General features: G+C 41.6%; 27 protein-coding genes. All 27 read right to left on the reverse strand.

Annotated features, from left to right (window positions below):
- Window positions 1-35: 35 nt before the first annotated feature.
- The 27 genes from D8862_RS05635 to D8862_RS05765 all read right to left on the reverse strand — a co-directional run bounded on the left by D8862_RS05635 (window position 36) and on the right by D8862_RS05765 (window position 25,138).
- Window positions 36-1,187 carry an MFS transporter gene (locus D8862_RS05635; protein ID WP_125449192.1) on the reverse strand — a complete coding sequence of 384 codons (1,152 nt, stop codon included), beginning with the start codon at window positions 1,185-1,187 and terminating at the stop codon, window positions 36-38.
- A gap of 112 nt (window positions 1,188-1,299) precedes the next feature.
- Window positions 1,300-1,923: a Pr6Pr family membrane protein gene (locus tag D8862_RS05640; RefSeq protein WP_125449194.1), complete on the reverse strand. Its 624-nt coding sequence runs from the start codon at window positions 1,921-1,923 to the stop codon at window positions 1,300-1,302.
- 2 nt (window positions 1,924-1,925) lie between these two features.
- On the reverse strand, window positions 1,926-2,264 hold the full coding sequence (locus D8862_RS05645; protein WP_001061600.1) for a zinc ribbon domain-containing protein YjdM: 339 nt from the start codon (window positions 2,262-2,264) through the stop codon (window positions 1,926-1,928).
- A 209-nt stretch (window positions 2,265-2,473) separates the two neighbouring features.
- Window positions 2,474-2,992 carry a Dps family protein gene (locus tag D8862_RS05650; protein WP_084971555.1) on the reverse strand — a complete coding sequence of 173 codons (519 nt, stop codon included), beginning with the start codon at window positions 2,990-2,992 and terminating at the stop codon, window positions 2,474-2,476.
- Window positions 2,993-3,141: 149 nt separating this feature from the next.
- Window positions 3,142-4,923, reverse strand: a complete 1,782-nt coding sequence (locus D8862_RS05655; protein ID WP_125449196.1) for an ABC transporter ATP-binding protein — start codon at window positions 4,921-4,923, stop codon at window positions 3,142-3,144.
- A gap of 8 nt (window positions 4,924-4,931) precedes the next feature.
- The gene (locus D8862_RS05660) at window positions 4,932-6,668 is read right to left on the reverse strand and encodes an ABC transporter ATP-binding protein (protein WP_125449198.1); all 1,737 of its coding nucleotides are present in this window, start codon (window positions 6,666-6,668) and stop codon (window positions 4,932-4,934) included.
- A 178-nt stretch (window positions 6,669-6,846) separates the two neighbouring features.
- Window positions 6,847-7,605, reverse strand: coding sequence for a triose-phosphate isomerase (tpiA, locus tag D8862_RS05665; protein WP_125449200.1), 759 nt, complete (start codon window positions 7,603-7,605; stop codon window positions 6,847-6,849).
- 96 nt (window positions 7,606-7,701) lie between these two features.
- Complete coding sequence (locus D8862_RS05670; RefSeq protein ID WP_125449202.1) at window positions 7,702-8,379, reverse strand: DnaD domain-containing protein; 678 nt, start codon at window positions 8,377-8,379, stop codon at window positions 7,702-7,704.
- Window positions 8,380-8,387: 8 nt separating this feature from the next.
- Entirely contained in the window at window positions 8,388-9,332 is a 945-nt protein-coding gene (gene metA / locus D8862_RS05675) for a homoserine O-acetyltransferase MetA (protein WP_125449204.1), read from the reverse strand.
- Between the two features lie 181 nt (window positions 9,333-9,513).
- Window positions 9,514-10,026 carry an adenine phosphoribosyltransferase gene (locus tag D8862_RS05680; protein ID WP_125449206.1) on the reverse strand — a complete coding sequence of 171 codons (513 nt, stop codon included), beginning with the start codon at window positions 10,024-10,026 and terminating at the stop codon, window positions 9,514-9,516.
- Window positions 10,027-10,200: 174 nt separating this feature from the next.
- Window positions 10,201-10,890, reverse strand: coding sequence for a 50S ribosomal protein L1 (gene rplA / locus D8862_RS05685; protein ID WP_045614410.1), 690 nt, complete (start codon window positions 10,888-10,890; stop codon window positions 10,201-10,203).
- A 96-nt stretch (window positions 10,891-10,986) separates the two neighbouring features.
- The gene (gene rplK / locus D8862_RS05690) at window positions 10,987-11,412 is read right to left on the reverse strand and encodes a 50S ribosomal protein L11 (RefSeq protein WP_001085805.1); all 426 of its coding nucleotides are present in this window, start codon (window positions 11,410-11,412) and stop codon (window positions 10,987-10,989) included.
- Between the two features lie 122 nt (window positions 11,413-11,534).
- Window positions 11,535-12,251, reverse strand: coding sequence for an LD-carboxypeptidase LdcB/DacB (gene ldcB / locus D8862_RS05695; RefSeq protein WP_125449208.1), 717 nt, complete (start codon window positions 12,249-12,251; stop codon window positions 11,535-11,537).
- 15 nt (window positions 12,252-12,266) lie between these two features.
- The gene (locus D8862_RS05700; protein WP_125449210.1) at window positions 12,267-12,728 is read right to left on the reverse strand and encodes an HIT family protein; all 462 of its coding nucleotides are present in this window, start codon (window positions 12,726-12,728) and stop codon (window positions 12,267-12,269) included.
- Window position 12,729: 1 nt separating this feature from the next.
- The gene (locus D8862_RS05705) at window positions 12,730-13,767 is read right to left on the reverse strand and encodes a M42 family metallopeptidase (RefSeq protein ID WP_125449212.1); all 1,038 of its coding nucleotides are present in this window, start codon (window positions 13,765-13,767) and stop codon (window positions 12,730-12,732) included.
- A gap of 100 nt (window positions 13,768-13,867) precedes the next feature.
- A complete protein-coding gene (gene brnQ / locus D8862_RS05710) occupies window positions 13,868-15,193 on the reverse strand; it encodes a branched-chain amino acid transport system II carrier protein (protein ID WP_185760841.1) in 1,326 nt (441 codons plus the stop codon).
- Between the two features lie 170 nt (window positions 15,194-15,363).
- A complete protein-coding gene (locus D8862_RS05715) occupies window positions 15,364-15,651 on the reverse strand; it encodes a rhodanese-like domain-containing protein (RefSeq protein WP_125449216.1) in 288 nt (95 codons plus the stop codon).
- Window positions 15,652-15,672: 21 nt separating this feature from the next.
- Entirely contained in the window at window positions 15,673-16,164 is a 492-nt protein-coding gene (locus D8862_RS05720) for a prolyl-tRNA synthetase associated domain-containing protein (RefSeq protein ID WP_125449218.1), read from the reverse strand.
- A gap of 12 nt (window positions 16,165-16,176) precedes the next feature.
- Window positions 16,177-16,761: a uracil-DNA glycosylase family protein gene (locus D8862_RS05725; protein ID WP_125449220.1), complete on the reverse strand. Its 585-nt coding sequence runs from the start codon at window positions 16,759-16,761 to the stop codon at window positions 16,177-16,179.
- Window positions 16,762-16,814: 53 nt separating this feature from the next.
- Window positions 16,815-18,215 carry a dipeptidase PepV gene (pepV, locus tag D8862_RS05730; protein ID WP_125449222.1) on the reverse strand — a complete coding sequence of 467 codons (1,401 nt, stop codon included), beginning with the start codon at window positions 18,213-18,215 and terminating at the stop codon, window positions 16,815-16,817.
- Window positions 18,216-18,227: 12 nt separating this feature from the next.
- The gene (locus tag D8862_RS05735) at window positions 18,228-18,833 is read right to left on the reverse strand and encodes a nitroreductase family protein (RefSeq protein WP_000670170.1); all 606 of its coding nucleotides are present in this window, start codon (window positions 18,831-18,833) and stop codon (window positions 18,228-18,230) included.
- 185 nt (window positions 18,834-19,018) lie between these two features.
- Window positions 19,019-19,540 carry a hypothetical protein gene (locus tag D8862_RS05740; RefSeq protein ID WP_000720915.1) on the reverse strand — a complete coding sequence of 174 codons (522 nt, stop codon included), beginning with the start codon at window positions 19,538-19,540 and terminating at the stop codon, window positions 19,019-19,021.
- Between the two features lie 156 nt (window positions 19,541-19,696).
- A complete protein-coding gene (locus tag D8862_RS05745) occupies window positions 19,697-20,536 on the reverse strand; it encodes a metallophosphoesterase family protein (protein ID WP_125449224.1) in 840 nt (279 codons plus the stop codon).
- Window positions 20,526-21,137: a hypothetical protein gene (locus tag D8862_RS05750; RefSeq protein ID WP_125449226.1), complete on the reverse strand. Its 612-nt coding sequence runs from the start codon at window positions 21,135-21,137 to the stop codon at window positions 20,526-20,528. The genes D8862_RS05745 and D8862_RS05750 overlap by 11 nt, the downstream gene beginning before the upstream one ends.
- A 24-nt stretch (window positions 21,138-21,161) precedes the next feature.
- Window positions 21,162-22,985 carry an excinuclease ABC subunit UvrC gene (gene uvrC, locus D8862_RS05755; RefSeq protein ID WP_125449228.1) on the reverse strand — a complete coding sequence of 608 codons (1,824 nt, stop codon included), beginning with the start codon at window positions 22,983-22,985 and terminating at the stop codon, window positions 21,162-21,164.
- Window positions 22,986-23,084: 99 nt separating this feature from the next.
- Entirely contained in the window at window positions 23,085-23,786 is a 702-nt protein-coding gene (locus D8862_RS05760; RefSeq protein WP_125449230.1) for a M57 family metalloprotease, read from the reverse strand.
- A 119-nt stretch (window positions 23,787-23,905) separates the two neighbouring features.
- Entirely contained in the window at window positions 23,906-25,138 is a 1,233-nt protein-coding gene (locus D8862_RS05765; protein ID WP_125449232.1) for an aminoacyltransferase, read from the reverse strand.

Consider the following 25,138-nt stretch of genomic DNA (forward strand, 5'->3'; position numbering starts at 1 on the left):
AAAATTCCCAAAAAGAAAAACTTAGGAAATCAATCCTAAGCTTTCTTTCGAAGAGAAACCATGACAAATACGGAAGTCACTATTAACCAGCATCCTAGAACGGTGAAGACCAGCATCCCGTTTTGAGTGACCATACCGACAGCTCCCAGTACGAATGGTGTCGTAAAAGCACCAAAACTACATCCTAGCACTGCAAAAGATGTTGCCTGATTAAGGAGGTTAGCCGGAATTCTTTCAGAAAGAAGCTGAAAGACTGTGGTCAAGGCTACGCTGTAGGCAAAACCTGCCACAATACTTCCTACTACCATCATACCCAATGACGGAGACAAAGCTATCACAATCTGTCCCAATCCAAAGGTGATACCTGACCAAAGGAGCAACCTTTCTTTAAACAGAGAGATAAAGAAAGAAAAACTCACACCTGCCAAGATACCAATCAACTGCATGACACTTAAAACCAAACTAGATAACTGGGCATCCCCTAGACCTCTTTCCACCATCAGACTAGGAATACGAATGGTGATAGCTGTGTTGGTGCAGACAACAACTGCTGCTTCGACAGCCAATAGAAAAATTAAGCCTTTCATCTGTCCTGTCAAACGAGTCGTTTCGGCCTCTCTTTTCTTGACTTCTTTTTTTTCTTTCCCATAAGGGACAAAGAGCAAATAAAGGATCAAAACTAAAAATCCAGCGCTATAAGCCAAGAAAGTCACTGTCCATCCCAAGGATAAGAGTTGACCAACCACTAGAGTCAAAATCGATGCCCCGACAACTTCTGCTGATCCGCGGAGACCCAGCATCTGGATCCGTGTCTTTCCATGATAGCGTTCGCTGATGATGGAAATAGCCTTGGCATTGATCATCCCAACACCCAAGCCAAATAAAATCCGCATCGCAAAGACAAAGTTGTAATCCTGATACCAGAAAGGAGCTGTTCCACCGATAGAGAGGATGAGAAGTCCCAGACTAATCTGAAGTCGCTCAGGAAACAAACGCTCTAGCACCCCGTTTAAGACTAGCATAATCATAATCCCAAAAGAAGGGAGACTGACTAGGAGCTCGATTTGTTCTTTGGGATAGCCTTGATAATAGTCAAACATGGCTGGCAGAGCACTTGATATGGAAAAGGAGGTAATCAAAACGAGAGAGAGGGCCAAAATACTAGCCCGTTCTAAAAATTGTTTCATGGATTTTCTTTCTGTATATTTCTCACTGTTGATCCTTTTAAAAGGAAGATGACAAGAAAAGAAGGAGCCCGATTGAACTAGAGACTCCGTCCTAATTTCCCTTATAGGAAGACTATTTTCGCTTGATTTGCTTGATCAGATAGAAGATAAAGCCTGCAACCATATAGGCCACAAAGATAATCAAACACCATTTGATAACCACGTCCCAACCCTTGTTCACATTTAAAAAGAAATAAGGGAAGGGATTGTCCTTGGAATTCGGAATATTGAGTTTTAAGACCAAGCCGTTAAACAAGGCAAAAATCATATAAACCAAGGGCAAGATGGTCCACAAGACTGGATCCCAGATCTTGTATTGACCCTGTTTATCAAAGAAGAGGGTATCGGCTAAAAACCAAAGTGGAACGATATAGTGGCAAAGGAAATTTTCCACACGGTAAAAGTCTGTCGCAATCGGAGCAAGCATAAAATGGTAAATCACACAGGTAATCATTATACTCATGGTAACGCCACCCTTGAGACGAAGCAAGGTCGGACTTTGCCAATTTTCACCTGAACGGCTCATCACACGGAGCAAATAGCCCGTGAAAATCGTTACCAAAAGATTAGACAACACAGTGTAGTAAAGGAGCATACCAAAGCCACCGTGCTTGGTAATCTCCAAATAAACTCCTGTAAATGCCGCTAAGAACAAGAGCACACGACTATAAAAGATAAATTTATAATTCAGTTTCATGGCTAGATTTTCTTAACAAATTCTGACTTGAGTTTCATAGCTCCAAAACCATCAATCTTACAGTCGATGTTGTGGTCACCTTCTACGATACGGATATTTTTGACACGAGTTCCTTGTTTCAAATCCTTTGGCGCACCTTTTACTTTCAAGTCCTTGATAAGGGTTACAGTATCGCCGTCAGCCAATTTATTTCCATTGGCATCGATAGCAACAACACCTTCTTCTACTTCTGCAACTTCTGCAGGATTCCACTCATAGGCACACTCTGGACAGACCAAGAGACTTCCATCTTCGTAGACATATTCTGAATTACATTTTGGACAATTTGGTAAGTTGTTCATGGGTTCTCCTTATAACATTTCACTATTTTTTGAAAATCAAAATTTCTCGCACAGCAACTATTATACCGTAAAATCCTACTTTTGACAATGTGTCCTAAGTCCAGCAAACAAAAAATCATGCAACTTTTTACAGTTACATGACTTTTAAAAGATGATTGTTCATGGGTACTTATCAAGCACCTCATGATAACAGGGGTAGCAACTATATCTTACAAACCAGGAGCTTGTCCAAGTTCTGCTGTAAGCATCCAAACTGTTTTCTCAAGTTCAGCCTTAGCCCCAACAAAGATATCGTTTGTAACGTCGTCACCTTCTTCGTCAGTCACATCCAAAGCCTTTTGGAAAAGAGTGATGAGGTAGCGGTAAATCGCTAGAACACGTTCCAAACTTTCTTCAACGTTACGGAATTCTCCTTCTTCTTCTTCGATTTCACTGTGTTGAAGGAACTCTGTCAAAGTAGAGTATGGTTTCCCACCAAGTGTAATCAAACGTTCGCTAATTTCGTCAAGATAGCCATCAAGACTGTCCATGTATTCATCCATTTTTGGATGCCATACCAGGAAGCCACGGCCACGCATATACCAATGAACTTGGTGAAGGGCAATGTGAGCCACATACAAGTCCGCTACTGCTTGGTTCAATACTTCCTTTGTTTTTGCCAATGCCACTGGCGCTGCTTTAGATAATGTTGTTACGTCTTTTACTGCTTCTTTTTTCAATTCAACCATATTTCTTACCTCTTTTCATTTTTTTATAACCACTTCACAGTAGCTATAATACAAGTATACTACTCCCAGAAAACAATAGCAAGGAAAGTGTACTATCTGAGAAAAGTTGCAATAGACTGATAATTTAAGAAAAATCTAGCCTTATTTTATTAGCTGACTTGATCGGATTTACTCGAAAATTGACTTTGATAAAGGTCGTAATAGAAGCCTTTTTCTTGGAGCAAGCTTTCATGATTTCCCTGCTCAATAATCTGTCCATCTTTAAGAACGAGAATCTTATCCGCTTCTTGAATGGTCGAGAGACGATGGGCGATGACAAAGCTGGTTCTCCCCTTCATCAACCGTTTCATGGCTTTTTGAATCAAGAGTTCCAAACGGGTGTCAACAGAGGAAGTCGCTTCATCCAAAATGAGAATTTTAGGATTGGCTAGGAGAGCACGCGCGATGGTCAAGAGTTGCTTTTGCCCGAGGGAAATATTGCTGGACTCTTGATTCATCTCCATATTGTAACCACCAGGAAGAGTTCGAATAAAGTGGTCTACATTTGCTGCTTTGGCAGCTTCTATTATTTCCTCATCACTGGCGTCAAGATTTCCAAAACGTAGGTTTTCTTTGATAGTACCTTCATAAAGCCAAGCATCCTGCAAGACCATCCCAAACTGACGGCGGTAGTCTTGTCGTGACAACTGACGGATATCCTGCCCGTCAACCAAGATTGCACCTGCTGTAACATCGTAAAAACGCATGAGTAGATTAATCAGGGTTGTTTTACCAGCTCCAGTCGGACCTACAATCGCTACCATCTCTCCCGGTTGAACTTCTAGATTAAAGTCTCGAATCAATGGTTTGTTTTCAACATACTGGAAATCAACCTGCTTGAAGGTCACCTGACCTGTTAAGGGTTCAAGGATTTCGAGTTCTTCTCCCTCGACTTCCTCTGTCTCATCCAAGATGTCAAAGATGCGGTCTAACGAAGACTTGGCACTTTGCATTTGACCCGCAAGTTGTGTAATGTTTTGGATAGGCTGGCTAACCTGCCAAACGTACTGAACAAAGGCCTGCATATTCCCTACTGTCAAACGACCTGCAATAACCTGCAAACCACCAAGAACTGCAACGATCAGATAGGTCAAGTCCGATACAGCATGAAGGGCTGGCATCATGAGCCCAGAGATAAAGCTGGCTTTAAAGCCAACACGTTGGAGGTCGTCTGTAATCTTAGAAAATTCTTTATGAGAAGTTTCCTCACGACCATAGAGCTTCAAGACATTAAAACCTGTGAGATTTTCCTGCACATAGCCATTCATCCGTCCTAAAATAGCTGCCTGTTCTTTAAAATAAGGCTGAGAACGTTTCAGGATGCTTCTGGCACCAAAATAGGTCACTGGAATGGATAGAATCACCACTATAGCCAGTTGAAAGTTCAAGTATAAAACCATTCCCATCACGAGGACAATCGTCAGAACGGCATTGACAATTTGGAGGAAAGACTGTTGAAGAGCGTTGGACACTGTCTCAACGTCACTGGTAAAGCGCCCCAACAAATCACCAAATTGGTGTTTGTCAAAGAAGGATACAGGGATACGATTGATCTTTTCAGTCATTTCATTTCGCAGATCTTGGGTCATAGACTGGACCGCATTGGTCATGAAATAGTTGGAATAATAAGACCCAAGTTCATACAAGAGACCTCTAAAGAGGTAAATGATTAAAACAGTTCCGATGTAGCCAGTATTGATACCAGCACCTGCAAGACCATTAGCCATATCTAAGAGATTCTTTGTCAACTCCGTAATGGCTAGCCCCAAGACAAAAGGCTCCAAGACACTCATGATCACACTCAAAATTTTTAGAAAGACTGCAAAGAAAACAGAAAAACGGTAGGCTTTTAAATAGCTCCACAAACGAGCCAAACTAGATTGTGTTTTCATATTTCCTCCTATTCTTCTGTAAGAGATGCATTTTTCAACTGCGACTCAGCTATTTCACGATAGATGTCATTTGTCTCCATCAATTCCTCATGGCGACCGCGACCCACGATTTCTCCCTTATCAAGAACGATAATCTGGTCCGCATCCATGATGGTTCCGACACGTTGAGCGACAATTAGAACCGTAGCATTCTGCGTGACTTCCTTGAGACGACGGCGTAAAATAGCATCTGTGCGATAATCCAAGGCTGAGAAAGAATCGTCAAAAATATAGATATCAGGATTCTTTATAACAGCTCTGGCAATTGATAGGCGTTGTTTCTGTCCCCCAGAAAGATTGCTTCCGCCTTCAGCTAGATGGGTCGCAAAGCCTTCTTCTCGGCTTTCGATAAAATCTTTGGCTTGCGCCACATCCGCTGCCTGATGTAGGTCTTTGTGACTGGCATCTTCCTTCCCATAGCGAATATTCTCAGCGATGGTTCCTGTAAAGAGTAAAGCCTTCTGTGGGATAAATCCAATCTTTTGACGAAGAGACTTAAGTCTATAATTCCTCACATCGACACCATCAACTTTGATTTTCCCGAGGGTAACATCGTAAAAACGGGGAATCAATTGCACAAGAGAGGATTTTCCAGATCCGGTCGAACCGATAAAGGCAATGGTTTCACCTGGTTTGGCGCAGAACGAAATGTTGTGCAAAACAGGATTCTCCGTCTCACCAGGATAGGCAAAGGTGACATTTTCAAATTTCAAATAGCCATGGGTTGCTGTCTCTCTAACACCTCCTTCATTGGGATCAATGGAAATCGGCATGTCCATGACTTCTTTCAACCGTTCACTCGAAACGGCTGTACGAGGATACATGGTGAAGAGATTGGATAGGAAAAGGAAGGACAAGAGGGCGTGGAAACTATATTCGATAAAGGCCACCAGGTCCCCAATTTGCAAGCTTCCTTGTTTGATAGGGTCCAGAGCGAACCAGACAATAGCCACAATCATGGCAATGATAATCTGAACAAACAAGGGTTCTGTCAGACCAGTTAGTTTAAACAGACGATTGGAATTAGCTGCATAGACCGCATTTTGCCCTGCAAAGCGCTCCTCTTGAAACTCCTCACGAGCAAAGGCACGGATGACGCGGAGCCCCATCAGGTTTTCCCTGGCATATTGATTTATCTTATCTAAGGTAGCCTGCTGCTTCTCTGACAGAGGTCGCGTCTTGACCGCTACATAAATGACCACCACGGCCAAGAAAGGTACTGCAAAAGCTACTATCCAAGCCAATGACGGGCTGGTCAAAAATATCATTAAAATACTAGATAGCATCATCATGGGGGTGATGACACCCAGTTTTAAGGTCTGTTCTGCAAACTGCATGAGAACAAAGGCATCACTGGTAATACGAGTAACCAGTGAAGATACTCCTATCTTTTCATATTCATGATGAGAATACTCTTGTAGTTTGGCATAGAGATCATCCCTCATATCCTTGACCATATGGGTCGTCAAGTTACTAGCAGCATAGGCTAAGACTATACGCCCCAAGGTTCCAACTAGGATAATCACCAGCATGATTGCAGCCCAAACATACAATTGATGCTCATTTCCTTTGTTCACACCTTCATCAATTATCCGAGCCAGAACAGTTGGCAGTCCAAGATTGACGATAACAAAGAAAACCGCGCCAAAGAAATCCAAGAATAACCACTTGGGATATTTTTTCAAATAAGACCAAATATAGAGCATAACTCCTCCTTTCATAACTTTTTGATACAGAAAAGAGCGCGCATCCGCACGCCTTTCCTTCCCTAAGGAACTTTCATAATCTAAAAAATTCCTTTTCACAAGAATGCCCCAAGTAAAAACAAGACAGGCAGTCAAAGTCACCTAGTACTTTTTGACTGTCTGTCTGGAATAACTTAGATTATTTTACAAAATCAAGCAATGCCAAGAAGCTTTCAGCTTCAAGTGATGCTCCACCAACAAGAGCTCCGTCCACATCTGGGCAAGCCATGTATGAAGCAACGTTTTCAGGTTTAACTGAACCACCGTATTGAACACGAACTTTGTCAGCAACTTCTTGACCAAAGTCAGCAGCTACAACGTCACGAACAACTTTACACATTTTTTGTGCGTCGTCTTGTGAAGCTGATTTACCAGTACCGATAGCCCAGATTGGCTCATAAGCGATAACTGATGCAGCGACTTGTTCAGCTGTCAATCCAGCCAATGCAGCAGATACTTGAGCACCTACGAATTCAGCTGCTTTACCAGCTTCGTAAGTTTCAAGTGACTCACCACAACAGATGATTGGAAGCATACCATTTGCAAAGATTGCTTTTGCTTTTTTGTTGATATCTTCGTCAGTTTCATGGAAGTAGTCACGGCGTTCTGAGTGACCGATAACAACGTAGTCTGTACCGATTTCTTTCAAAACTTGTGGGCTTGTTTCACCAGTGAAAGCACCTGCATTTTCAAAGTAGCAGTTTTGAGCAGCAACTTTAAGGTTTGAACCTTTAGCAGCAGCAAGAACAGTTGTCAAGTCAAGTGCAGGAACTGCGATACCAGCTTCAACAAGGTCTGATGAAGGAAGTTTTGAGGCAACGGCTTCAACGAATGCTTTTGCTTCTTCTGGATTTTTGTTCATTTTCCAGTTACCAGCGATAAATGGTTTACGTGACATTTCACATACCTCTTTTTTCATTTTATTTTCTATTATTTTATCATATTTATAAGGAGCTTGCAAACCTTACTCTAATTTTCAATATTTTTCAAGCGACTAATCTTGCCACAAATTCATGGCATCGAGAAAATCGGCTGAAGCTTGAACTTGTTTAGGATTGTTTGCTTCTCTCTCAGCTCGTTTAGCTTCCACTTGGGCCACAGAATAGATGCCTTCATGACGCCAATTCCGAAGGATAGCCTGAATATATTTCCAATTTGGTTTGCCATTTAGAACGGCCTCTCGGAGAGCTTCTTTGATCAAATCTGCCCTGATTCCGTCTTCTTTGACAGTCTTGGAAAGATCTTCGATTTCGAACGGCGTTAACAAACGTCCTAATTCCTGCTGGAAAGTCTCAACCAAATCCTTCAATTGATTTTGAGGATTTGGGGCAGTTGCAGCTGGAGTTTGACTATCCAACAAGCTATCCAAGCGTTCAAAAGCCAAACTAGCATCAAAAATGAGTTCAATCTCCCCATTTAGTTCAATGGTTCGATATTGTAGTAGCCCATTTTCAGTCAAGTTTGAAATGGATTGGTTGACATCTGCAAGTTCTTTTCCAATAGTTTCTGCGATTTGGCTTGGCGACAGCTCATCCAAAGCAGATGTATTTTGTAGATAGAAAAATTGCCAGACGAGAAAATCATCACTGGAAGGAAAAAGTTCCTTAAAATGCAAGAGCAGGGCACTTGGCAAGACCAAGTTCCCTGATTTAAAAGCGTCAAAATATGTCATAATTCCTCTTATAAATATCCAAATGAAGCCGCATCGTCCTCTACCTTTTTCCAGTCAAAAGGAGTTTCCTGATAGACAGCATAGTTAACCCAGTTACTGAAAAAGAGGGCAGCTGATGAAGACCAACAGAGACACGGTGTCTCATTCACATCATCATTTTTGAAGTAATTTTCTGGAATATGAGGATTAAGTCCTGCCTCACAATCACGAAAATACTCTTTTGCTAGAGTATCACGGTCATATTCTAAATGACCAAAACTATAAATCTCACGAAGATCCCGACTGGCTAAAATAGAAACGCCGACTTGTTCTCCCTCAGAGAGGATTTCCAGATTGGTTTTTCCTAATATCTCTTCCTTATAGATTTCTGTATAACGAGAATGGGGAGCTACATAGCTATCATCAAAACCACGAAAGAGAAGATGGCCCTCTTTCAAGGTATCCTGCGGGTAAATGCCTGACAATTTCTGCTCCATCTGGTGTTTATCAACTCCATAGCGAGCATAAAGACCTGCTTGGGCACCCCAGCAGATATGAAGGGTCGAATAGACATGGGTCTTGGACCACTCAAGCACCTGACTGAATTCCTCCCAATAGTCCACTTCCTCAAATGGTAAATGCTCAATCGGAGCCCCTGTGATAATCATCCCATCAAAATACTCGTCCTTGACTTCAGGAAAAGTTTTATAAAAAGTCTCCATATGCTCTGCACGAGTCGTCTTGGAACGGTGGCTCTCCATATAGAGAAAGTCTATGTCCAATTGCAAAGGAGTATTTGCTAAATGCCGTAACAACTGGGTCTCTGTGACCACTTTTTTGGGCATTAGGTTTAAAATCAAAATTTTCAAGGGACGGATATCTTGGTGGGCCGCACGTTGATCATCCATGACAAAGATATTCTCTGTCCGTAAAATCTCAACAGCTGGCAATTTTTTATCAATTCTAATCGGCATAACCTTCTCCTAACTGTACTCTTTTAGAAATAATTGAATGTGTTTGAAGTCAAATCTCAAACACTTAGTCCTTTTATTATACTGCAAGAAGATATAGTTTTCAATTATAGTTTTTCTCTAACTAGCTATAGTTTGTTTATATAGCAGATGAAGAGAAAACAGCCCCAAGGACTGTTTTTCATTAATAATGCATAAGTACCTTGTAATCGTAGTTACCGATTTTTTCACGGCCTTTAAGCTCATCAAGTTCAATCAAGAAAGCACAACCTGCTACAACTCCACCAAGTCTTTCAATCATTTCAATGGTTGCCTTGACGGTTCCACCTGTCGCCAAGAGGTCATCTACAATGAGAACACGTTGACCTAGTTTTATGGCATCAGCGTGCATGGTCAAGGTATCAATACCGTACTCTTTTTCATAGTCAGCCGCAATCACTTCACGTGGTAATTTCCCTGGTTTACGAACAGGTGCAAAGCCAATCCCCAACTCAAAGGCAACGGGACAACCGACAATAAATCCACGGGCTTCTGGTCCCACGATCATGTCGATTTTCTTGTCAGTTGCATACTGAACGATTTCACGAACAGCATAGCTATAAGCATTACCATCTGCCATCAATGGGCTGATATCACGGAAGGTGATGCCTTCCTTGGGATAATTTTCAATCGTTGCGATATAATCTTTTAAATTCATCTTTTTCTTTCTTTCAAAGTTTTTTACTCTCTATTATACCATATTTTCTGTGAAAGAAGAAGAGGAAAGCACTTTTCCTTGATCCATCAGGATATAAATGAACTCATTTTTTATAGAATGAAAATATCATCAAAAAAACGAGCACTTTTGTACTCGTTTTTATAAATTTATTGATTAAAGTGAGTTCACGTCAACCTTGATACCAACACCTTGAGTAGTTGTGATTGTCAAGCTTGTTACGTAAGTTCCTTTAGCAGTAGCTGGTTTAGCTTTTTGGATTGTTTCGTTGAATGCTTTGAAGTTTTCAACCAACTTGTCAGCTTCAAATGAAACTTTACCGATGATAGCTTGTACGATACCTGCACGGTCTGCACGGTAAGTGATCTTACCACCTTTAGACTCTTCAACTGCTTTAGCAACATCCATTGTTACAGTACCAGTTTTAGGGTTTGGCATCAAGTTACGTGGTCCAAGGACACGTCCAAGACGTCCAACAAGAGCCATCATGTCAGGTGTAGCGATAACTACATCAAAGTCCAACCAACCGTCGTTGATTTTAGCAACTAGGTCGTCTTCACCAACGAAGTCTGCACCAGCAGCTTTTGCTTCTTCAGCTTTTGCACCACGTGCGAAAACAAGAACGCGTGAAGTTTTACCAGTACCGTTTGGCAATACCATTGCGCCACGGATTTGTTGGTCAGCTTTTTTAACGTCAATGTTCAAGTTGTAAGCAACTTCTACAGTTGCATCAAATTTTGCAAAGTTAGTTTCTTTTGCAAGAGCTACAGCTTCTTCAACGCTGTACGCTTTTGTGCTGTCGATTTTCTCAAGAGCAGCACGAAGTTGTTTGCTTTTTTTAGCCATTTTCTATTCTCCTTGTAAGTGGTTCAATCGATTTTCATCTCCCACGTCACTCCTCGAAATGATGAAGTCTTGCGGGTTATATTGGGATGTTATTGATTAGTCAACAACAGTGAATCCCATAGAACGAGCAGTACCTTCGATCATACGCATTGCAGACTCAAGGTTTGCAGCGTTCAAATCTGGCATTTTAGTTTCTGCAATTTCTTGTACTTGCGCACGAGTAACTGAAGCAACTTTTGTTTTGTTAGGTGTACCTGATCCTTTTTCAACACCTGCAGCTTTTTTCAAAAGAACAGCAGCTGGTGGTGTTTTAGTGATGAAAGTAAAAGATTTGTCTTCGTATACTGAGATAACAACTGGAATGATCATCCCAGCTTGATCAGCTGTACGAGCGTTGAACTCTTTTGTGAATCCCATGATGTTGATACCAGCTTGACCAAGAGCAGGTCCAACCGGTGGAGCTGGTGTAGCTTTACCAGCAGGGATTTGCAATTTTACAAGTTTTTCGACTTTTTTAGCCATTTTTAAATCCTCCTTTGTGGTTTTGGCGGTAATGTAAGATTTTTACCTCCCACAAGTATGCTTTACACATACCTTTCCATTATACACTATTTATCTAAAAATGCAAGAGAAAACTTTCATTTTTAATCGACGTAATCTCCGCCTTCAAAGCCATAGTACTCTTCCAAACTGAGACCACTTGCAGCAATTTCTTTGGCTTCTTTTCCAACGTAGCGGAGATGCCACTCTTCTGCCATGTAACCAGTCTCTTTTTCCTTGCCCTTGAGATAGCGAACAACAAAGCCATAGTCAGCTGCATGGTCCAAGAGCCACTGTGCTGCCTTCTCTTCAGTAACTAAATCACCATCTGTCCCAATAAGGTCAAAAGCAAGACCTGTCTGGTGTTCACTGTAACCTGGTCGTGCTGAGTAGCGATCTGCTGCTTCCTTCCCGTCTTGATTGACATAGTCTTGGTAGAGCTTAACCTGAGTTTCATAACTTCTAAAACCACTGTAGTGGTCACTGATTGGATAACCCTCAGCCTGCATGGCTGCGATTAGTTTGAGCAACTCTGCCTTGGCTGTTGGATTTTCTCCTGGATTGTAGTCTTTTGACAAAGGATAGTGTTTATTTGCTACGATGATTTCATCGTATTTCCCTTTGATGCTGTAATAGTCACCTTTATTGACCACTTCTGCTTTTTTCTGGCTAGAAGTTTGAGATTTGCTACCCACAGTTCCTTCTTCCTTGGTACTTTGTTCTGTTTTTGAAGTATTTTCTTCAACTTTCGGTTTTTCTTGCGAACAAGCTGCAAGGGTCAACGCTAATAAACCAGATAAAATGACATATTTTTTTTTCATTTCTTTCTTCCTCTCTTAGGCCAAGCATTTCTCCAATTCATGTGATAAGGCTTTAATCATCTCTTCCAGCTCTGGTGATTGTACTTGGCAATCTTCCGCTGCCATTTCTTCCCAGGGCACCCACCAGACTGGGCCGCGGCCATTAAGTCCGTGACCTTTCATATCACCTGCTCTTCGCGGAAAAAGATGCCAATGAGCATGGGCATCACCGTTTCCTAGTAGTTCAATATTCATCTTTTCAGCCTCAAATGCTTTGGCGACTGCTTCTTGGACCAAACTCATTTCCTCTAAAAAGTGAAGTTTTACAGGATTCTCCATATGATGGAGTTCTGTGACATGCTCTTTTGCTAAAAACAAGGTATAGCCCTTAAAGTATTGATGGTCTCCAATGACCACATAGCCTGTTTCTAGTTCTTTGACAAAGTAGGGATTTTCCCCAGCTTTGATGAGTTCAATTCTCTGACAGATTAAGCACATTCTATGATACCGCCTCGCTCTTGAGATAGGCATCAACCATACGCTCAGTCGCCACTACTGAATCAATGTGTGTTCGTTCGTAAGAGTGACTTGACTCAATACCAGCTCCAAGGAGGGCATGTTTGACCTCGGCTCCTGCTGACATAGCTGCGGAAGCATCCGAACCATAAAATGGATAGATATCCAGCTTAAATGGAATATCTTGCTCTTTTGCCAAAGCTACCAAGTGTTGACGGAAGTCGTAGTGATAGGGACCTGAAGCATCCTTGACACAGATAGATACTGTGTACTCATCTGTCTGTTGGTCATCTCCCATTGCACCCATATCCACAGCCAAATATTCTACTACCTGAGCAGGAATATTGGAGTTAGCACCATGACCCACCTCTTCAAAGACTGAAAAAGCAAAATGAGTAGTTACTGGCAATTCAATCCCCTCTTCCTTATAAACACGAAGAAGATTGAGCAAAATCGCTGCGCTGACTTTGTCATCCAAGTGGCGAGACTTGATAAAACCAGTCTCTGTCACGACAGTTCGCGGATCGAAGCTAATAAAGTCACCGACCTCGATACCCAAGGCACGCGTTTCTTTTTCATTGGTCACTTTTTCATCCAAACGCACTTCCATATTGTCCTGAGTGCGTTCAGCAGTTCCAGCATCTTTGTAGACATGGCAAGATGTCTGGTGAATGAGGATAGTTCCAGATACCGTTTTACCTGTACTAGCCACATGAACAGTACAGTTTTCTCCCTCAATCATGTTCCAAGGAAAACCACCGATACGATCCAATTTGAGACGACCGTCAGATTTAACAGCACGTACAATGGCTCCGAGTGTGTCCACATGGGCAGTTACATAGCGATGTTGTTCGTCGTTTTGACCTTTGATTGTTACATTGACACCACCCTTTGCTGTGCGAACAGGCTGGTAACCAAGCTCTTCTAAAGTATGGACTAGGTAGTCTGAAATCTCACGAGTAAAGCCCGTCGGAGATGCAATAGCGGTTAATTCTTTGATATAGTTTATAGTCTGATTCATTTCTTCACCTCTTTTGCTACCTATTATAGCACATTTCAGTAGAGAGGAAAAAAGAAAAATCACTCCTGTAGAGTTGACTTACAAAAGTGATTTCTATTTTTTATTCCATCTCAAAAACGTCACTCTCTTGTTTGTTTGGTAGAACCAAGGAAAGCAAAATTCCAATAATAGCTGGCACTAACCATGGTAGAGAGGCAGCTGCAAAAGGTAGAGCATTCACAAGGTTTGCTAGAAACTCAATCTTAAAGGAACTGCCAAGGACGCTTGCAAGAGCAATAGCTGTAACAAGTCCAATAGTTAATTGCATACCTGGTTTTGATAGGGCGACAAACTTATTAACAATCACAATCATCACAATGGCAATGGTGATTGGGTACAAGATTACTAGTACTGGAACTGAATACTTGATGATCGCATCTAAACCGAGGTTTGCAATAGCAAATCCAATCAAGGTAAAGGCAGTGGCATAGACCTTGTAGCTGATTTGTGGGAAACGACCGTTAAAGAACTCTGCTGTCGACACAATCAAGCCAACTGTCGTTGTGAAGCAGGTTACAGTTACCATAACAGCAAGGAAGAGTTGAGCTGTCGAACCAAAGATTTCCTGAGTTGCTTGCGACAAGATATAAACACCTGGTGTTCCACCCTTCATCGCTTCTGCTGGTACTGGGAAATGATTTCCAAGGAATCCTAAACCGATGTAAAGAGCGCTAAAGGCAAGAGCTACAACGATACCAACCACCCAAATAGTTGAAATGTATTCTTTCTTACTGGAGAATCCAAGTTGTTTCAAGGTTTGAACAGCAATCACACTAAAAGCGACTGAGGCAAGGGCATCCAAGGTGTTATAACCTTCTAGGAAACCTGTACCAAAGGCAGAAGCTTGATAAGCATCTGAAGCCGCTTGAGGGCTGGTTCCACCATATTTGAAGGCACCTAGTACAACCAAGATAACGATCAACAAGGCAAAGACTGGTGTCAAGATACGTCCGATTCGATCCAAAATCTTTGAAGGATTGAGCGAGATCAGATAGGCCGCTGCAAAGTACAGTACGGTAAAGATAATCAATCCAAGCCCTTTATTTGCTTCAGATAAGAGGGGGCTGATGCCGACCTCATAAGCTGTTGTTGCTGTACGTGGGATAGCAAAGAAGGGGCCAATCGATAGATAGAGGACTGCAAGATAAAGCGTCGCAAACCAAGGTGAGATTTTCTTAGAAATCTCGTGAATGTAACCTTTAGGGTTTAGCGTTCCAATAATAAGTGTCAAGACGGCAATACCGACACCCGAAAATACAAAACCTGCGATGGCAGGAAGAAACTGTTCTCCAGATAGGGCACCTAGAGAAGGCGGAAAAATCAAGTTCCCCGCACCAAAAAATATTCCAAACAGGAGCAAGCCTGTTAGGGCACCTTTTTTAGCCATAAAAATCTCCTTCATATTTCTAAAACACTGACCTAGTATACCATGATTAAGACTCTGAAAAAAGTATCCAAAATTAATCATTGAATGTTTTCAATATTTTTAAAAATAAGAATTATCTAAAAATAAATTTCTCCTACCTAGTCCACACCAAGTAAGAGAAATGCAAAATTTTAAAGATTTTCAAAGGCCGTCATTCCACCTTGGACATTGATGACCTTGTATCCATGCTCCTCTAAGAACTGGCAAGCACGAGCTGAACGAATGCCCGACTTACAGATGACATAATAGAGTTGGTCAAGTTCCAACTCTTGGTAGCGATCCGCTAACTCAGAAAGAGGAAGAAGCTGGACTCCTTCTAAGTGAAGGGCTTCAAATTCATCTACTTCCCTCACATCCAATACAGAAAGTGGCTCTTTCTGGTAAAGTTGGTAAAATTTGTCAAAAACAATTTCTTTCATCATTTCTTCTTTTTGATGCCATTAAGGCAAGATTAAAACCCCATAGGTAAATCCAATCGACTCTAAAAATCGGAACAAGTCTTGGGTTTTAATAAAGATGGTCTTTTCATTAGTATTGGGATGGAAAGTCATGATATCCTCCGATACAATGTCCTTATCAAAATAAACTAGAATGTCTTTTTCATCATTATTTAACAAACCAAAAGGTGATACTGTTCCTGCTGGTAGGTTCATTTTCTCAGCCAAGGAGTCCAATGAGGCCATGCGAATCCGATTGGCTCCCACTTGAACTTTAAAGTCATCCATATCCAATCGTTTCTTGTCATCCATTATGAGTAGATAGTACTGGGTTTTCTTCCTATTGGTCAAAAACATGGACTTAGTCCGGACTCCTTCCATTCCTTCAATATAGCTATCTGCCTGCTCCGTCGTAAATACAGACGGGTGCTCCACTACATCAAAGGTAATTCCCAACTCTTGCAAGGTATTAGCTACTTGTTGATAGGCATCCATAGTTTTTCTCCTTTATTGATGAATAATCTTTTGTACCAGTGCTTGCAATTCTGGCACCACTTCTACCTCAAACCAAGGATTTTTGGCCATCCAGATTTGATTTCGTGGTGAGGGGTGCACCAGAGGGAAAAATTCTGGTAGATAGTCTTTGTAGTGTTTCACCCGCTCTGTTACCTTGCCACTAACTTTCTCATGTAAATAATAGGCTTGGGCATATTGCCCAATCAAGAGAGTTAATTGGATATCGGGCAACTCTTGCAAGAGTTGCGGATGCCATTTTTCTGCGAAACCTGTACGAGGTGGAAGGTCGCCTGACTTGCCATGTCCAGGAAAGTAAAAATCCATTGGCAGAACTGCAAAATAACCTGAATTGTAAAAGGTGTCCTCATCCACACCTAGCCACTCACGCAAGCGATCGCCGCTCTTATCCTTCCAATAAATCCCAGCTTCTTGTGTTTTAAGCCCCGGTGCCTGACCAACAATATTGATGCGAGCAGTCTTTGGCGCCGCAAAGAGAGGTTCGATTCCGCGTTCTGTATAGCTGGTATTTTGCGGATCCGCCATAATGGCTTGCTTGATTCTTTCGATTTGAGACATCTGTTTTCCCTCCAAAAAGAAGTCCAAGCATAACATCTCAGACTTCTATCGTTTTATTTGATCAATTCATAAATAGCTTCGGCATAGATTGCTGCTGCTCGGAAGAGATCGTCCAAGGCGATAAATTCGTTGGCTTGGTGCATGGTATCGATTGAGTCCGGGAACATGGCACCGTAGGCAACCCCACGTTCCAGCAAGCGACCAAAGGTACCACCACCGATGACTTGCTCGTGACCTTTAAGACCAGTTTGTTTTTCATAGACATTCAACAAGGTTTGAACGAGTGGATCTTCCATTGGTACATAGTGAGGGGTGTGACCGTGTTCAGAAAGGCTAACAGAAGCAACTGGCAAGTTTTCAAGGACTGACTGGATCTGCTCTGGACTTGTTCCTTTTGGATAACGGAAGTTAAGAGCAATGGTATTGTCAGCACTTGTTTCATCGAAGCGGAAGACACCGGCATTCATAGAAAGGGCACCCATCTTTTCATCTACATGAGCAACCTTGAGATTTTCACCCTCATGGTCGTTCAAGAGAATCTTACCAGCGATGTCGAGGTAGTCTTTTGCAGGTCCTGCAAAGTCAAACTGACTGAGGAAAAGTGCCAGGTAGGTCGCACCATTGACACCTGAAGCAGGCATAGCACCATGAGCTGATTTACCAATGATGGTCACCTTGTATTTGCCAGATTCTTCTTTGATTTCTCCTCTAAGTTTGTGTTCTGCAACAAAGGCATCTAGTTTAGCTTGCAAGTCAGCCAAGTCACCTGAAACGACTGCTGTTGCTGATTCAGGTACCATGTTTTCACGCAAACCACCTGTGAAGCTGTGAAGGCGAGCCGCACCTGTATTTTCACCTGCAAAGTGGAGGTATTCAGTGATGTTCCCTTTTTCACCATTGATGATAGGGAATTCAGCGTCTGGAGAGAAACCGAAGTCTGGTTTCGCTAGTCCTACATGTTCAAAGTAGTAGTCCATGTCTGCCCAACCTGATTCTTCGTCTGTTCCGACGATGAAACGAACTTTCTTAGAAGTTGGAAGTCCCAATTCTTTGATGATTTTCAAACCATAGTAACAAGCAGTTGTAGGTCCCTTATCATCTGAAGCACCACGCGCATAAAGGCGACCGTCTTTGATAGTTGGTGTATAAGGGTCCGTGTCCCAACCGCTACCAGCTGGCACCACGTCCATGTGGGCAAAGATTCCGAGAACTTCTTCTCCTTCACCAAACTCAAAATGTCCTGCGTAGTTATCGACATTCTTAGTTGGATAGCCGTCACGGTCTGCGATTTCAAGGAATTTTTCCAAGGCTTTTACTGGGCCAGGTCCAAATGGATGTTGCGCATCTGCCTTGCTATCATCACGTTCTGAATTGATTTCCAAAAGGCTAAACAAGTCAGCCAAGAGGTCTTCTTTGCGTTTTTCTACTTCTGCTGTAAAATCAATTGCTGTCATTTTTTCTTCTTTCTATCTTTTCTCGATGATTTCATCCACTGGCAAGCGGTAGCTTGGTTCCAACTTTTCATCTGTGTAACCCACTGTGATCAAGAGTTCTGGGCGGAAACGGTCTTCGATATCCAAAACTTCGTTGGCTTTTGATTTGTCAAATCCAAGGATAATGTTAGAACCGATTCCTTGGTCTGTCAGAGCCAAAACCAAGTTCATGGCAACCAAACCAGCATTGAGAGCTAGGTAGTCACTGACCTGTTGTTCACTGTAACGCGCAAACTCGGCAGGCAGATTCTTCATAAAATATTGAAGTTGCTCTTCAGAAAAGTTATTAGCACCACCAACTCGGGCAATCTTACGAGCACGTTTTGCCAAATCTGTGTCTGTAAACAAGGCAATGGTTACAGGCGCTGATGATACCTGTTCAAAGTTCGAACCGTAAGCCAATTTTGCCAGTTCGGCATTTTTCTCACGAACAACCACAAACTTCCATGGCTGGCTGTTGTGGGCACTTGGGGCTAAAGTTGCGATTTCAATAGCTGTGCGAACATCTTTGGGATCAACTGGCTTATCAGTGAAATGCTTGGTCGCATGACGTTTTTTATTTAATTCAAGAAATTTCATAATCGATTTCCTTTTCTAATTCTACTGCTTCCATTCTACCATATTTTGAAAGAGCTTGCAGAGATTTTTCATAGAGTTAGTACTTCTTTCAAACTCTCTGCTATTTATTTGAAGCTCTTTAAGTAGGTATCGCTTTAGATTTGAAGCAATCAAAAAGCAGGTGATCGAACACCTACTTTCTTATATTATTGACCAGATGTGTATGGAGCAATTGCTTTATAAGCCGCTTCCAGCGCTTTCTTCATTGTGTCACGTCCAGTTTTCAACTGTTGAACAAATAGAGTACGAGTTTGTTCTGGCACTACTGTATCATCAGAACCAATACTTGAAAGGCTTTCGTTAAATGACTCTCTTACAGTCTCCATAGACTTAAGCGCTGGTTCAACTTGGGCGTTATATGCTTCTTTTCCACTCTCTGGAATTTTCTCCCCAATTTCAACTGCATGCTTTTTATAATTGTCGACTAGTTTACCAAAGACTTTCTTCACATCTCCAACAGTTTTAGCATTGTCAATTTCTTCATCGGTGATCAAAACAACCTCATTATTTTCTGTCTTTGAACTAGACGTTGTTGATGAAGCCTCTGAAGAAGTTTTCTCTACAGAGCTTGAAGTCTTAGTCGAAGAGTCAGACGTTGTTTTCCCTGAACATGCTGCTAAAACAACAACAGATAAAAGAGCCATACTGGCTGTAATAATTTTCTTCATAATGTTCTCCTTTTTATTAAGAATTAAGTTCATTGTATAACAAAATAATTTCAATGTCAAACTTTAGCTAAGCCATCTTTTCTTCCTTATTGTCTGACTCTTTTCTAAATAATTCGGCTACCACCTCACTTCAAATTAAGGGCGTCCATTTTATTTCTAACTTTGCAGAAAATCAAAATAATCTTTCACATCCTCTACATATCCATGCTTTTCAATTAAACTAGCTAAAAGTTCCAGATTGTGCCCCTGATAGTTGTCTTCTCGTCGTAGCTCTTCATACATTTCGATAAAGGGAAGACCCTTGGACTTGGCCAATTCTAACTCCGCTTCATAGTCATAAGCGACTTTACGAAACAGGATATTTACCAATTCCCCATCTTCAACCTCTATCACGGCATACTGGGCACGGTGATTTTTTAACGCCTCCCAGTTAAAATAGGGCATACCAATTGTACCTGGATTGATAATTTGTTGCCCTTGGCTGCCATAGCGAAGCAACTGTTTGTGGACATGACCGTAAACTGCTACATCTGTCTCCTCATCAAGTAGCTGGTCAAATTTCTCTGTATCATTGTCAACCAACAAGTCACCACCATAGTTCTTATCAGGCAAATTATGAGAAAGAGAAAAACGCAATCCGTCAACTTCTTTCTTTTCTAGCAAAGGTAAGCTTCGTAGCCAGACAATCGTTTCAGGATCCATTCGCTCCATCAAATACTGTGTCATACGTAAGAGCTGGACTTCCTGTGGATCTTCTAAGCCATATTGACCATCTAAGGCCTCTAGGACACAATCATCCCAATTGCCTCGAACACTTGCTGCAATAGGAAGTTCCTTTAACAGAGCGACCAAGTCATTTGCACCTGGACCAGGGAGGAAAATGTCTCCCATAAGCCAATATTCACTGACTCCTTGAGTTTTAGCATCTGCAATTACTGCTTCTAAGGCTGTCGCATTGCCATGAATATCTGATAAAATTGCGATTTTATGGTTCATTGTGATCTCCTTTTTCTATTTCATCTAGCCAATTGTGAAACTCCCAACGAAGAGGATCTTCCTTGCCTATTTTTTGCCTCAAATGTTCTTGATATTGAAGATAGAAGGCGTAATCTCCCCAGCTACTCCACGCTTGAGAAGGTCTTGGGATACACAATTTTTTATTAGTCCTCTCTAACACGATGTTATCTATCGGTACGTGTAAAAAAGGAAAAACAGAGTCTAGAGGTACAACCTCAAGCATATACAGATACTTGAAAGTCATATTAATCCACTTTTGAGCATGACCATAAGTGAATCGAATCCCATTTGAGCGATAGTAGTCTATAACGCTATCACAAGTCCTATGATGCCAACTATCAAAATCAGTTTGACACAACTCGTCCCGTTCCAAGAGATTTGAAATCGCTTCTTTGATACACTTAGAAGCTCGATTTCTCATCTCCAAGCGCTGTTCATCTGGCATGCCATGAAATCGCAAGGTTCGATTAAAATCAAGATAGGCTCGAGTAGTTGCAGCTAAAAATAAATCTTTTGAATTCCCAAAGTAAGCAAATCGTAAAAAAAGGAGTATATCTCTGTCAATCTCAATCCTATTCATTTCTTCTACCTTCTATCTAGATACTTATTCTAATTCTTTTAATGGTTCCGCCACTTGAGCCAACTCCACTTCTTCCTGAGGGTTCAACTTTCTTTGAACAGCTTCTGCGACTGTTCTGGGTACCCCAACTTCAACAATCTCATCCACACTAGCTTCCTTGATTTTAGTTAGAGACTTGAAATGCTTCATGAGATTCTGCTTGCGTTTAGGCCCCAATCCTTCAATTCCATCCAGTTGTGATGAAAAGGAATTTTTGGAGCGCAGTTGGCGGTGGAAAGTAATGGCAAAGCGGTGCACCTCATCCTGAATGCGTTGGAGGAGGAAAAATTCCTGAGAATTTCGAGACAACTCCACCACCTCAAGAGGATCTCCAAAGAGCAATTCATGGGTTTGGTGCTTGTCATTCTTTTGCAGACCTGCAATAGGAATGTCCAAACCCAGCTCTTCTTGGATGACTTGCTTGGCGATATTGACTTGACCTTGCCCTCCATCAATCACAATCAAATCTGGAGGAGTCAAACCGTCACGTTGTACTCGGCCATAGCGTCTGCGAATGACCTCTCGCATACTAGCGTAGTCATCTGGACCTACAACCGTTTTTATCTTGTACTTACGGTAATCCTTCTTACTCGGTTTACCATTGACAAAGATCACCATGGCCGAAACAGGGCTAGTTCCCATGATGTTGGAGTTGTCGAAGGACTCAATGCGAACTGGAGTCGGTATTTGAAGCAGGCGTCCTAGGTTTTCAATAGCTCCCTGAGTCTTTTCGACAGATTTTTCTAGCAGATTGAACTTCTGCTCCAGACTAACACGGGCATTTTTTATGGCTAGATTGACCAGCTGTTTTTTCTCTCCACGCTGAGGTTTGACAATCTTGGTATCCACCAAGGCCTTGACAGCTTCTTGGTCAATATCCTGCGGAATCAATACTTCATTGGGAACCAGGTGAGATTTTTCTTGATAGAATTGTCCCACATAGGTCAAGAAATCCTCATCCGGATCATTGTAGTAGGGGAAGAGATTGACATCACGTTCAATTAACTTGCCCTGACGGACAAAGAAAACCTGAACACACATCCAGCCCTTGTCCACATAGTAGCCAAAGACATCACGGTTTTGGAGGTCCTTGGCCATGACCCGTTGCTTGGTCCGAAGCGTTCCAATAGCTTGAATCAGATCACGGTATTCCGCCGCACGTTCAAATTCCATACTTTGCGCTGCCACTGTCATTTTACCCTTGAGTTCGTCGATGATTTTGTCATCCTGCCCTTTTAAAAAGTCAGAAACCTCCTGAGCCATGGACTTGAAGTAGGCCTCATCTTTTTTACAGATAGTGTGGGCCATACATTGACCGATATGGTAATAAAAACAGACCTTAGACGGCGGATTGGTACACTTACGAAAAGGGAAAATCCGATCCAGTAGTCGCTTGATTTCATTAGCCGCTCCAACATCGGGATAGGGTCCAAAATAAAGACCCCCATCCTTCTTTACCTGACGGGTGATAATCAAGCGAGGATAGCGCTCATTGGTGATTTTGATAAAAGGATAAGACTTATCATCCTTGAGCATGATATTGTATTTAGGCTTGTTTTCCTTGATCAGGTTGATTTCTAGGAGAAGTGCCTCAATATTGGACTCAGTAACGATAAATTCAAAATCCACAATTTCAGATACCAGAGCCTCCGTCTTGGTATCATGACTTCCACAGAAATAGGAACGCACGCGATTGCGTAGATTTTTAGCCTTTCCTACATAAATAATGGTGCCATTTTTATCTTTGTGAATGTAACAACCAGGGCTGGTCGGCAAGAGCTCTAGTTTTGATTTGATCAAGTTATTCATAGTTCCATTATAGCAAAAAGGGCGTAACAGGACGAACAAAAAGCCCCACCGATCACTTGATGGAGGAGCTTTGATTTTTTCAGATTGCACCGACTTCATCTAGTCGCTACTGGTATAGAGTTCTTGAACAGCCTTCACATCCTGGGGCTGAATCCCATAGTAGGAACCTGCCGGTTGCATGACAGAGATTTCGTTGGTGTGATCCAATCCGATGGCATGTCCCAGCTCATGTTCCGCCGTATGCACGATCCGTTCATAAGAATAACCATAGTTTGGATTGGATAGATAATAGTGATTCAGGCGAACCGTTACAGATATAAATTGATTGGTTAACAAATTGGTTTGACTTTCGGCTTGACCTGCTACAGCGGTCGATCCATCATTCATCTCACTTGCCACAATATCTGCCTGGCTAGGATCTGCAACCACCTCAAAGGTAAAGGCTCCCGTTTGATTCCAGTTTTTTATAGCTTCTGCATAGGCGCCTTGGAAGGTCTCATCCATTTGAGGTTCAATATAGATGCGAGCTGAGGCCTGAACCCACTTACCTTCTGCATGTTGGTGACTGTCTGTCTGAGACAAGACTTCCAGCGTTCCCGTCTCCTGCCATTGATTCCAGCCACCTTGACCAATCTTACTCATTTTTTCAACCTGATTGACCGCAGAATGAAAATCACCTGTCAGATACCAAACCACTCCAAAGGCAATGAGCAGTAGAATGACCACAGTCCAAACCAGACGCCAGAAGAAACGCCAAATTCCCAACAGAAATCGGAACAATAATCGAATAATCCAGAACATGACGCTCCACCTTTCATAAAAATAAGAACCTATCTTGAAATCACATTCTCCTTGATCAAGATAGATTCTCTATTTTACTGAAGAAAGCTGAAAGAAATCTAAACACTGACTCTTCAAACTCAACGTCTTAATAATTTCTTTAACAATTGAATACACTTATATTTCAATGGAGATGGATAATAACGAAATGTTCCAGCCTTACGCACAATATAGCCATTAAAATTTTGTTTAAAGCGTAATACGCCATCACTGCCATCAAAAATCCCCTGAATACCTAAAAAATTATACTTAGAAATACCACGTCTGATACTTTCCACCATCACATATTCTTGAAGAAGAGCAGGTGCATAGAATTTATTGAACTCCGTATAAGAACCACTAAAAAGATAAGTCGTTTCTTGAGGCATATAGACAAATAGACTACCAGCCAAAACCATATCCTGATGCCCATATTTCTCAATCAATTTACATGCCTCTGCCTTACGAACATCAAAGGTTTCCAATTGTCGAGATAGTTCCCTTAACTCTTTTTTCTTTTGTGCCGAATCTGGATACTTCTCAAGCAAAGATAATAGCGCATCCTTTTGTTTTATTAATTGACTTTGCCTGTTTATTAAATTTGTTAAATACTCTGAAAAATTGAGTATCGCAATCATAAACTCAGCGCGCTCTCCAAAAGAATCATAAAAATGCTCATAATATTCTAAACTTTTATCACTATATTCTCTACGTTCAGAGGTTTCTTTTGTTATATCTTTAAAAATCGGAAGTTCCTCGCGTTTCAACTTTTTCAGCTGAATACCAAAAGTCTGAGATTTTTTGACTAATTGTTTCCCCTTTTTGCTAAAACTTTGAATCAAATTCTCTTCATTCAATTCAGACAAATCTTTACAATAGAACCAATTTGGTTCCCCAGCCGGATAACCCGTCTGCAGACCATCATATTGGTAACCAAGATCTGTCAAAACCGAAATAGAGTCCACTTTTTCTTCTGTACTTGGATTTCCATCGCTATCAAATTTCTGATAGATTTCGTAAGGTTTTACAACCAACTCCAATACACCATTTTGCCTTGCATATTCCTTTAAAGCAAGATAAAATTCCGAAAGAAACTCGTTTTTAGTATAGATTGGGCCCGAATTGATTTCCATATGAAATCCACCTAACATTGGCAAGCAATAAACTAGAGCCGCAACCTGAATTTCTCCTTCCTGTTTCAAAGAAAGGTAAGTTACTTTAGCTTCCCTTTTTTCTAGCAAATCTCCCATCTGGACAGACTGCATAAAGGAACGACAAGGAACCGTTTCCGAATAATGTTGAAACTCTTCTTTAGTGAGTGTAGTCAGTGTCAT

Source organism: Streptococcus oralis (assembly GCF_003942585.1).
Lineage (GTDB): Bacteria > Bacillota > Bacilli > Lactobacillales > Streptococcaceae > Streptococcus > Streptococcus oralis_BE.

Excerpts from the sequence above, each read along its gene's own strand:
- D8862_RS05735 (WP_000670170.1), bottom strand. The coding sequence starts at position 18,833 with ATGAAATTTCTTGAATTAAATAAAAAACGTCATGCGACCAAGCATTTC.
- D8862_RS05655 (WP_125449196.1), bottom strand. The coding sequence starts at position 4,923 with ATGAAAACACAATCTAGTTTGGCTCGTTTGTGGAGCTATTTAAAAGCC.
- D8862_RS05760 (WP_125449230.1), bottom strand. The coding sequence starts at position 23,786 with ATGTTCTGGATTATTCGATTATTGTTCCGATTTCTGTTGGGAATTTGG.
- D8862_RS05650 (WP_084971555.1), bottom strand. The coding sequence starts at position 2,992 with ATGGTTGAATTGAAAAAAGAAGCAGTAAAAGACGTAACAACATTATCT.
- rplA (WP_045614410.1), bottom strand. The coding sequence starts at position 10,890 with ATGGCTAAAAAAAGCAAACAACTTCGTGCTGCTCTTGAGAAAATCGAC.
- D8862_RS05705 (WP_125449212.1), bottom strand. The coding sequence starts at position 13,767 with ATGAATCAGACTATAAACTATATCAAAGAATTAACCGCTATTGCATCT.
- brnQ (WP_185760841.1), bottom strand. The coding sequence starts at position 15,193 with ATGGCTAAAAAAGGTGCCCTAACAGGCTTGCTCCTGTTTGGAATATTT.
- D8862_RS05660 (WP_125449198.1), bottom strand. The coding sequence starts at position 6,668 with ATGCTCTATATTTGGTCTTATTTGAAAAAATATCCCAAGTGGTTATTC.
- D8862_RS05750 (WP_125449226.1), bottom strand. The coding sequence starts at position 21,137 with ATGAATAGGATTGAGATTGACAGAGATATACTCCTTTTTTTACGATTT.
- D8862_RS05745 (WP_125449224.1), bottom strand. The coding sequence starts at position 20,536 with ATGAACCATAAAATCGCAATTTTATCAGATATTCATGGCAATGCGACA.
- D8862_RS05635 (WP_125449192.1), bottom strand. The coding sequence starts at position 1,187 with ATGAAACAATTTTTAGAACGGGCTAGTATTTTGGCCCTCTCTCTCGTT.
- D8862_RS05720 (WP_125449218.1), bottom strand. The coding sequence starts at position 16,164 with ATGGATGCCTATCAACAAGTAGCTAATACCTTGCAAGAGTTGGGAATT.
- D8862_RS05680 (WP_125449206.1), bottom strand. The coding sequence starts at position 10,026 with ATGAATTTAAAAGATTATATCGCAACGATTGAAAATTATCCCAAGGAA.
- metA (WP_125449204.1), bottom strand. The coding sequence starts at position 9,332 with ATGCCGATTAGAATTGATAAAAAATTGCCAGCTGTTGAGATTTTACGG.
- D8862_RS05765 (WP_125449232.1), bottom strand. The coding sequence starts at position 25,138 with ATGACACTGACTACACTCACTAAAGAAGAGTTTCAACATTATTCGGAA.
- D8862_RS05640 (WP_125449194.1), bottom strand. The coding sequence starts at position 1,923 with ATGAAACTGAATTATAAATTTATCTTTTATAGTCGTGTGCTCTTGTTC.
- D8862_RS05725 (WP_125449220.1), bottom strand. The coding sequence starts at position 16,761 with ATGTCTCAAATCGAAAGAATCAAGCAAGCCATTATGGCGGATCCGCAA.
- rplK (WP_001085805.1), bottom strand. The coding sequence starts at position 11,412 with ATGGCTAAAAAAGTCGAAAAACTTGTAAAATTGCAAATCCCTGCTGGT.
- D8862_RS05670 (WP_125449202.1), bottom strand. The coding sequence starts at position 8,379 with ATGACATATTTTGACGCTTTTAAATCAGGGAACTTGGTCTTGCCAAGT.
- pepV (WP_125449222.1), bottom strand. The coding sequence starts at position 18,215 with ATGACAGCAATTGATTTTACAGCAGAAGTAGAAAAACGCAAAGAAGAC.
- D8862_RS05700 (WP_125449210.1), bottom strand. The coding sequence starts at position 12,728 with ATGTGCTTAATCTGTCAGAGAATTGAACTCATCAAAGCTGGGGAAAAT.
- D8862_RS05715 (WP_125449216.1), bottom strand. The coding sequence starts at position 15,651 with ATGAAAGAAATTGTTTTTGACAAATTTTACCAACTTTACCAGAAAGAG.
- D8862_RS05645 (WP_001061600.1), bottom strand. The coding sequence starts at position 2,264 with ATGAACAACTTACCAAATTGTCCAAAATGTAATTCAGAATATGTCTAC.
- uvrC (WP_125449228.1), bottom strand. The coding sequence starts at position 22,985 with ATGAATAACTTGATCAAATCAAAACTAGAGCTCTTGCCGACCAGCCCT.
- ldcB (WP_125449208.1), bottom strand. The coding sequence starts at position 12,251 with ATGAAAAAAAAATATGTCATTTTATCTGGTTTATTAGCGTTGACCCTT.
- D8862_RS05740 (WP_000720915.1), bottom strand. The coding sequence starts at position 19,540 with ATGAAGAAAATTATTACAGCCAGTATGGCTCTTTTATCTGTTGTTGTT.
- tpiA (WP_125449200.1), bottom strand. The coding sequence starts at position 7,605 with ATGTCACGTAAACCATTTATCGCTGGTAACTGGAAAATGAACAAAAAT.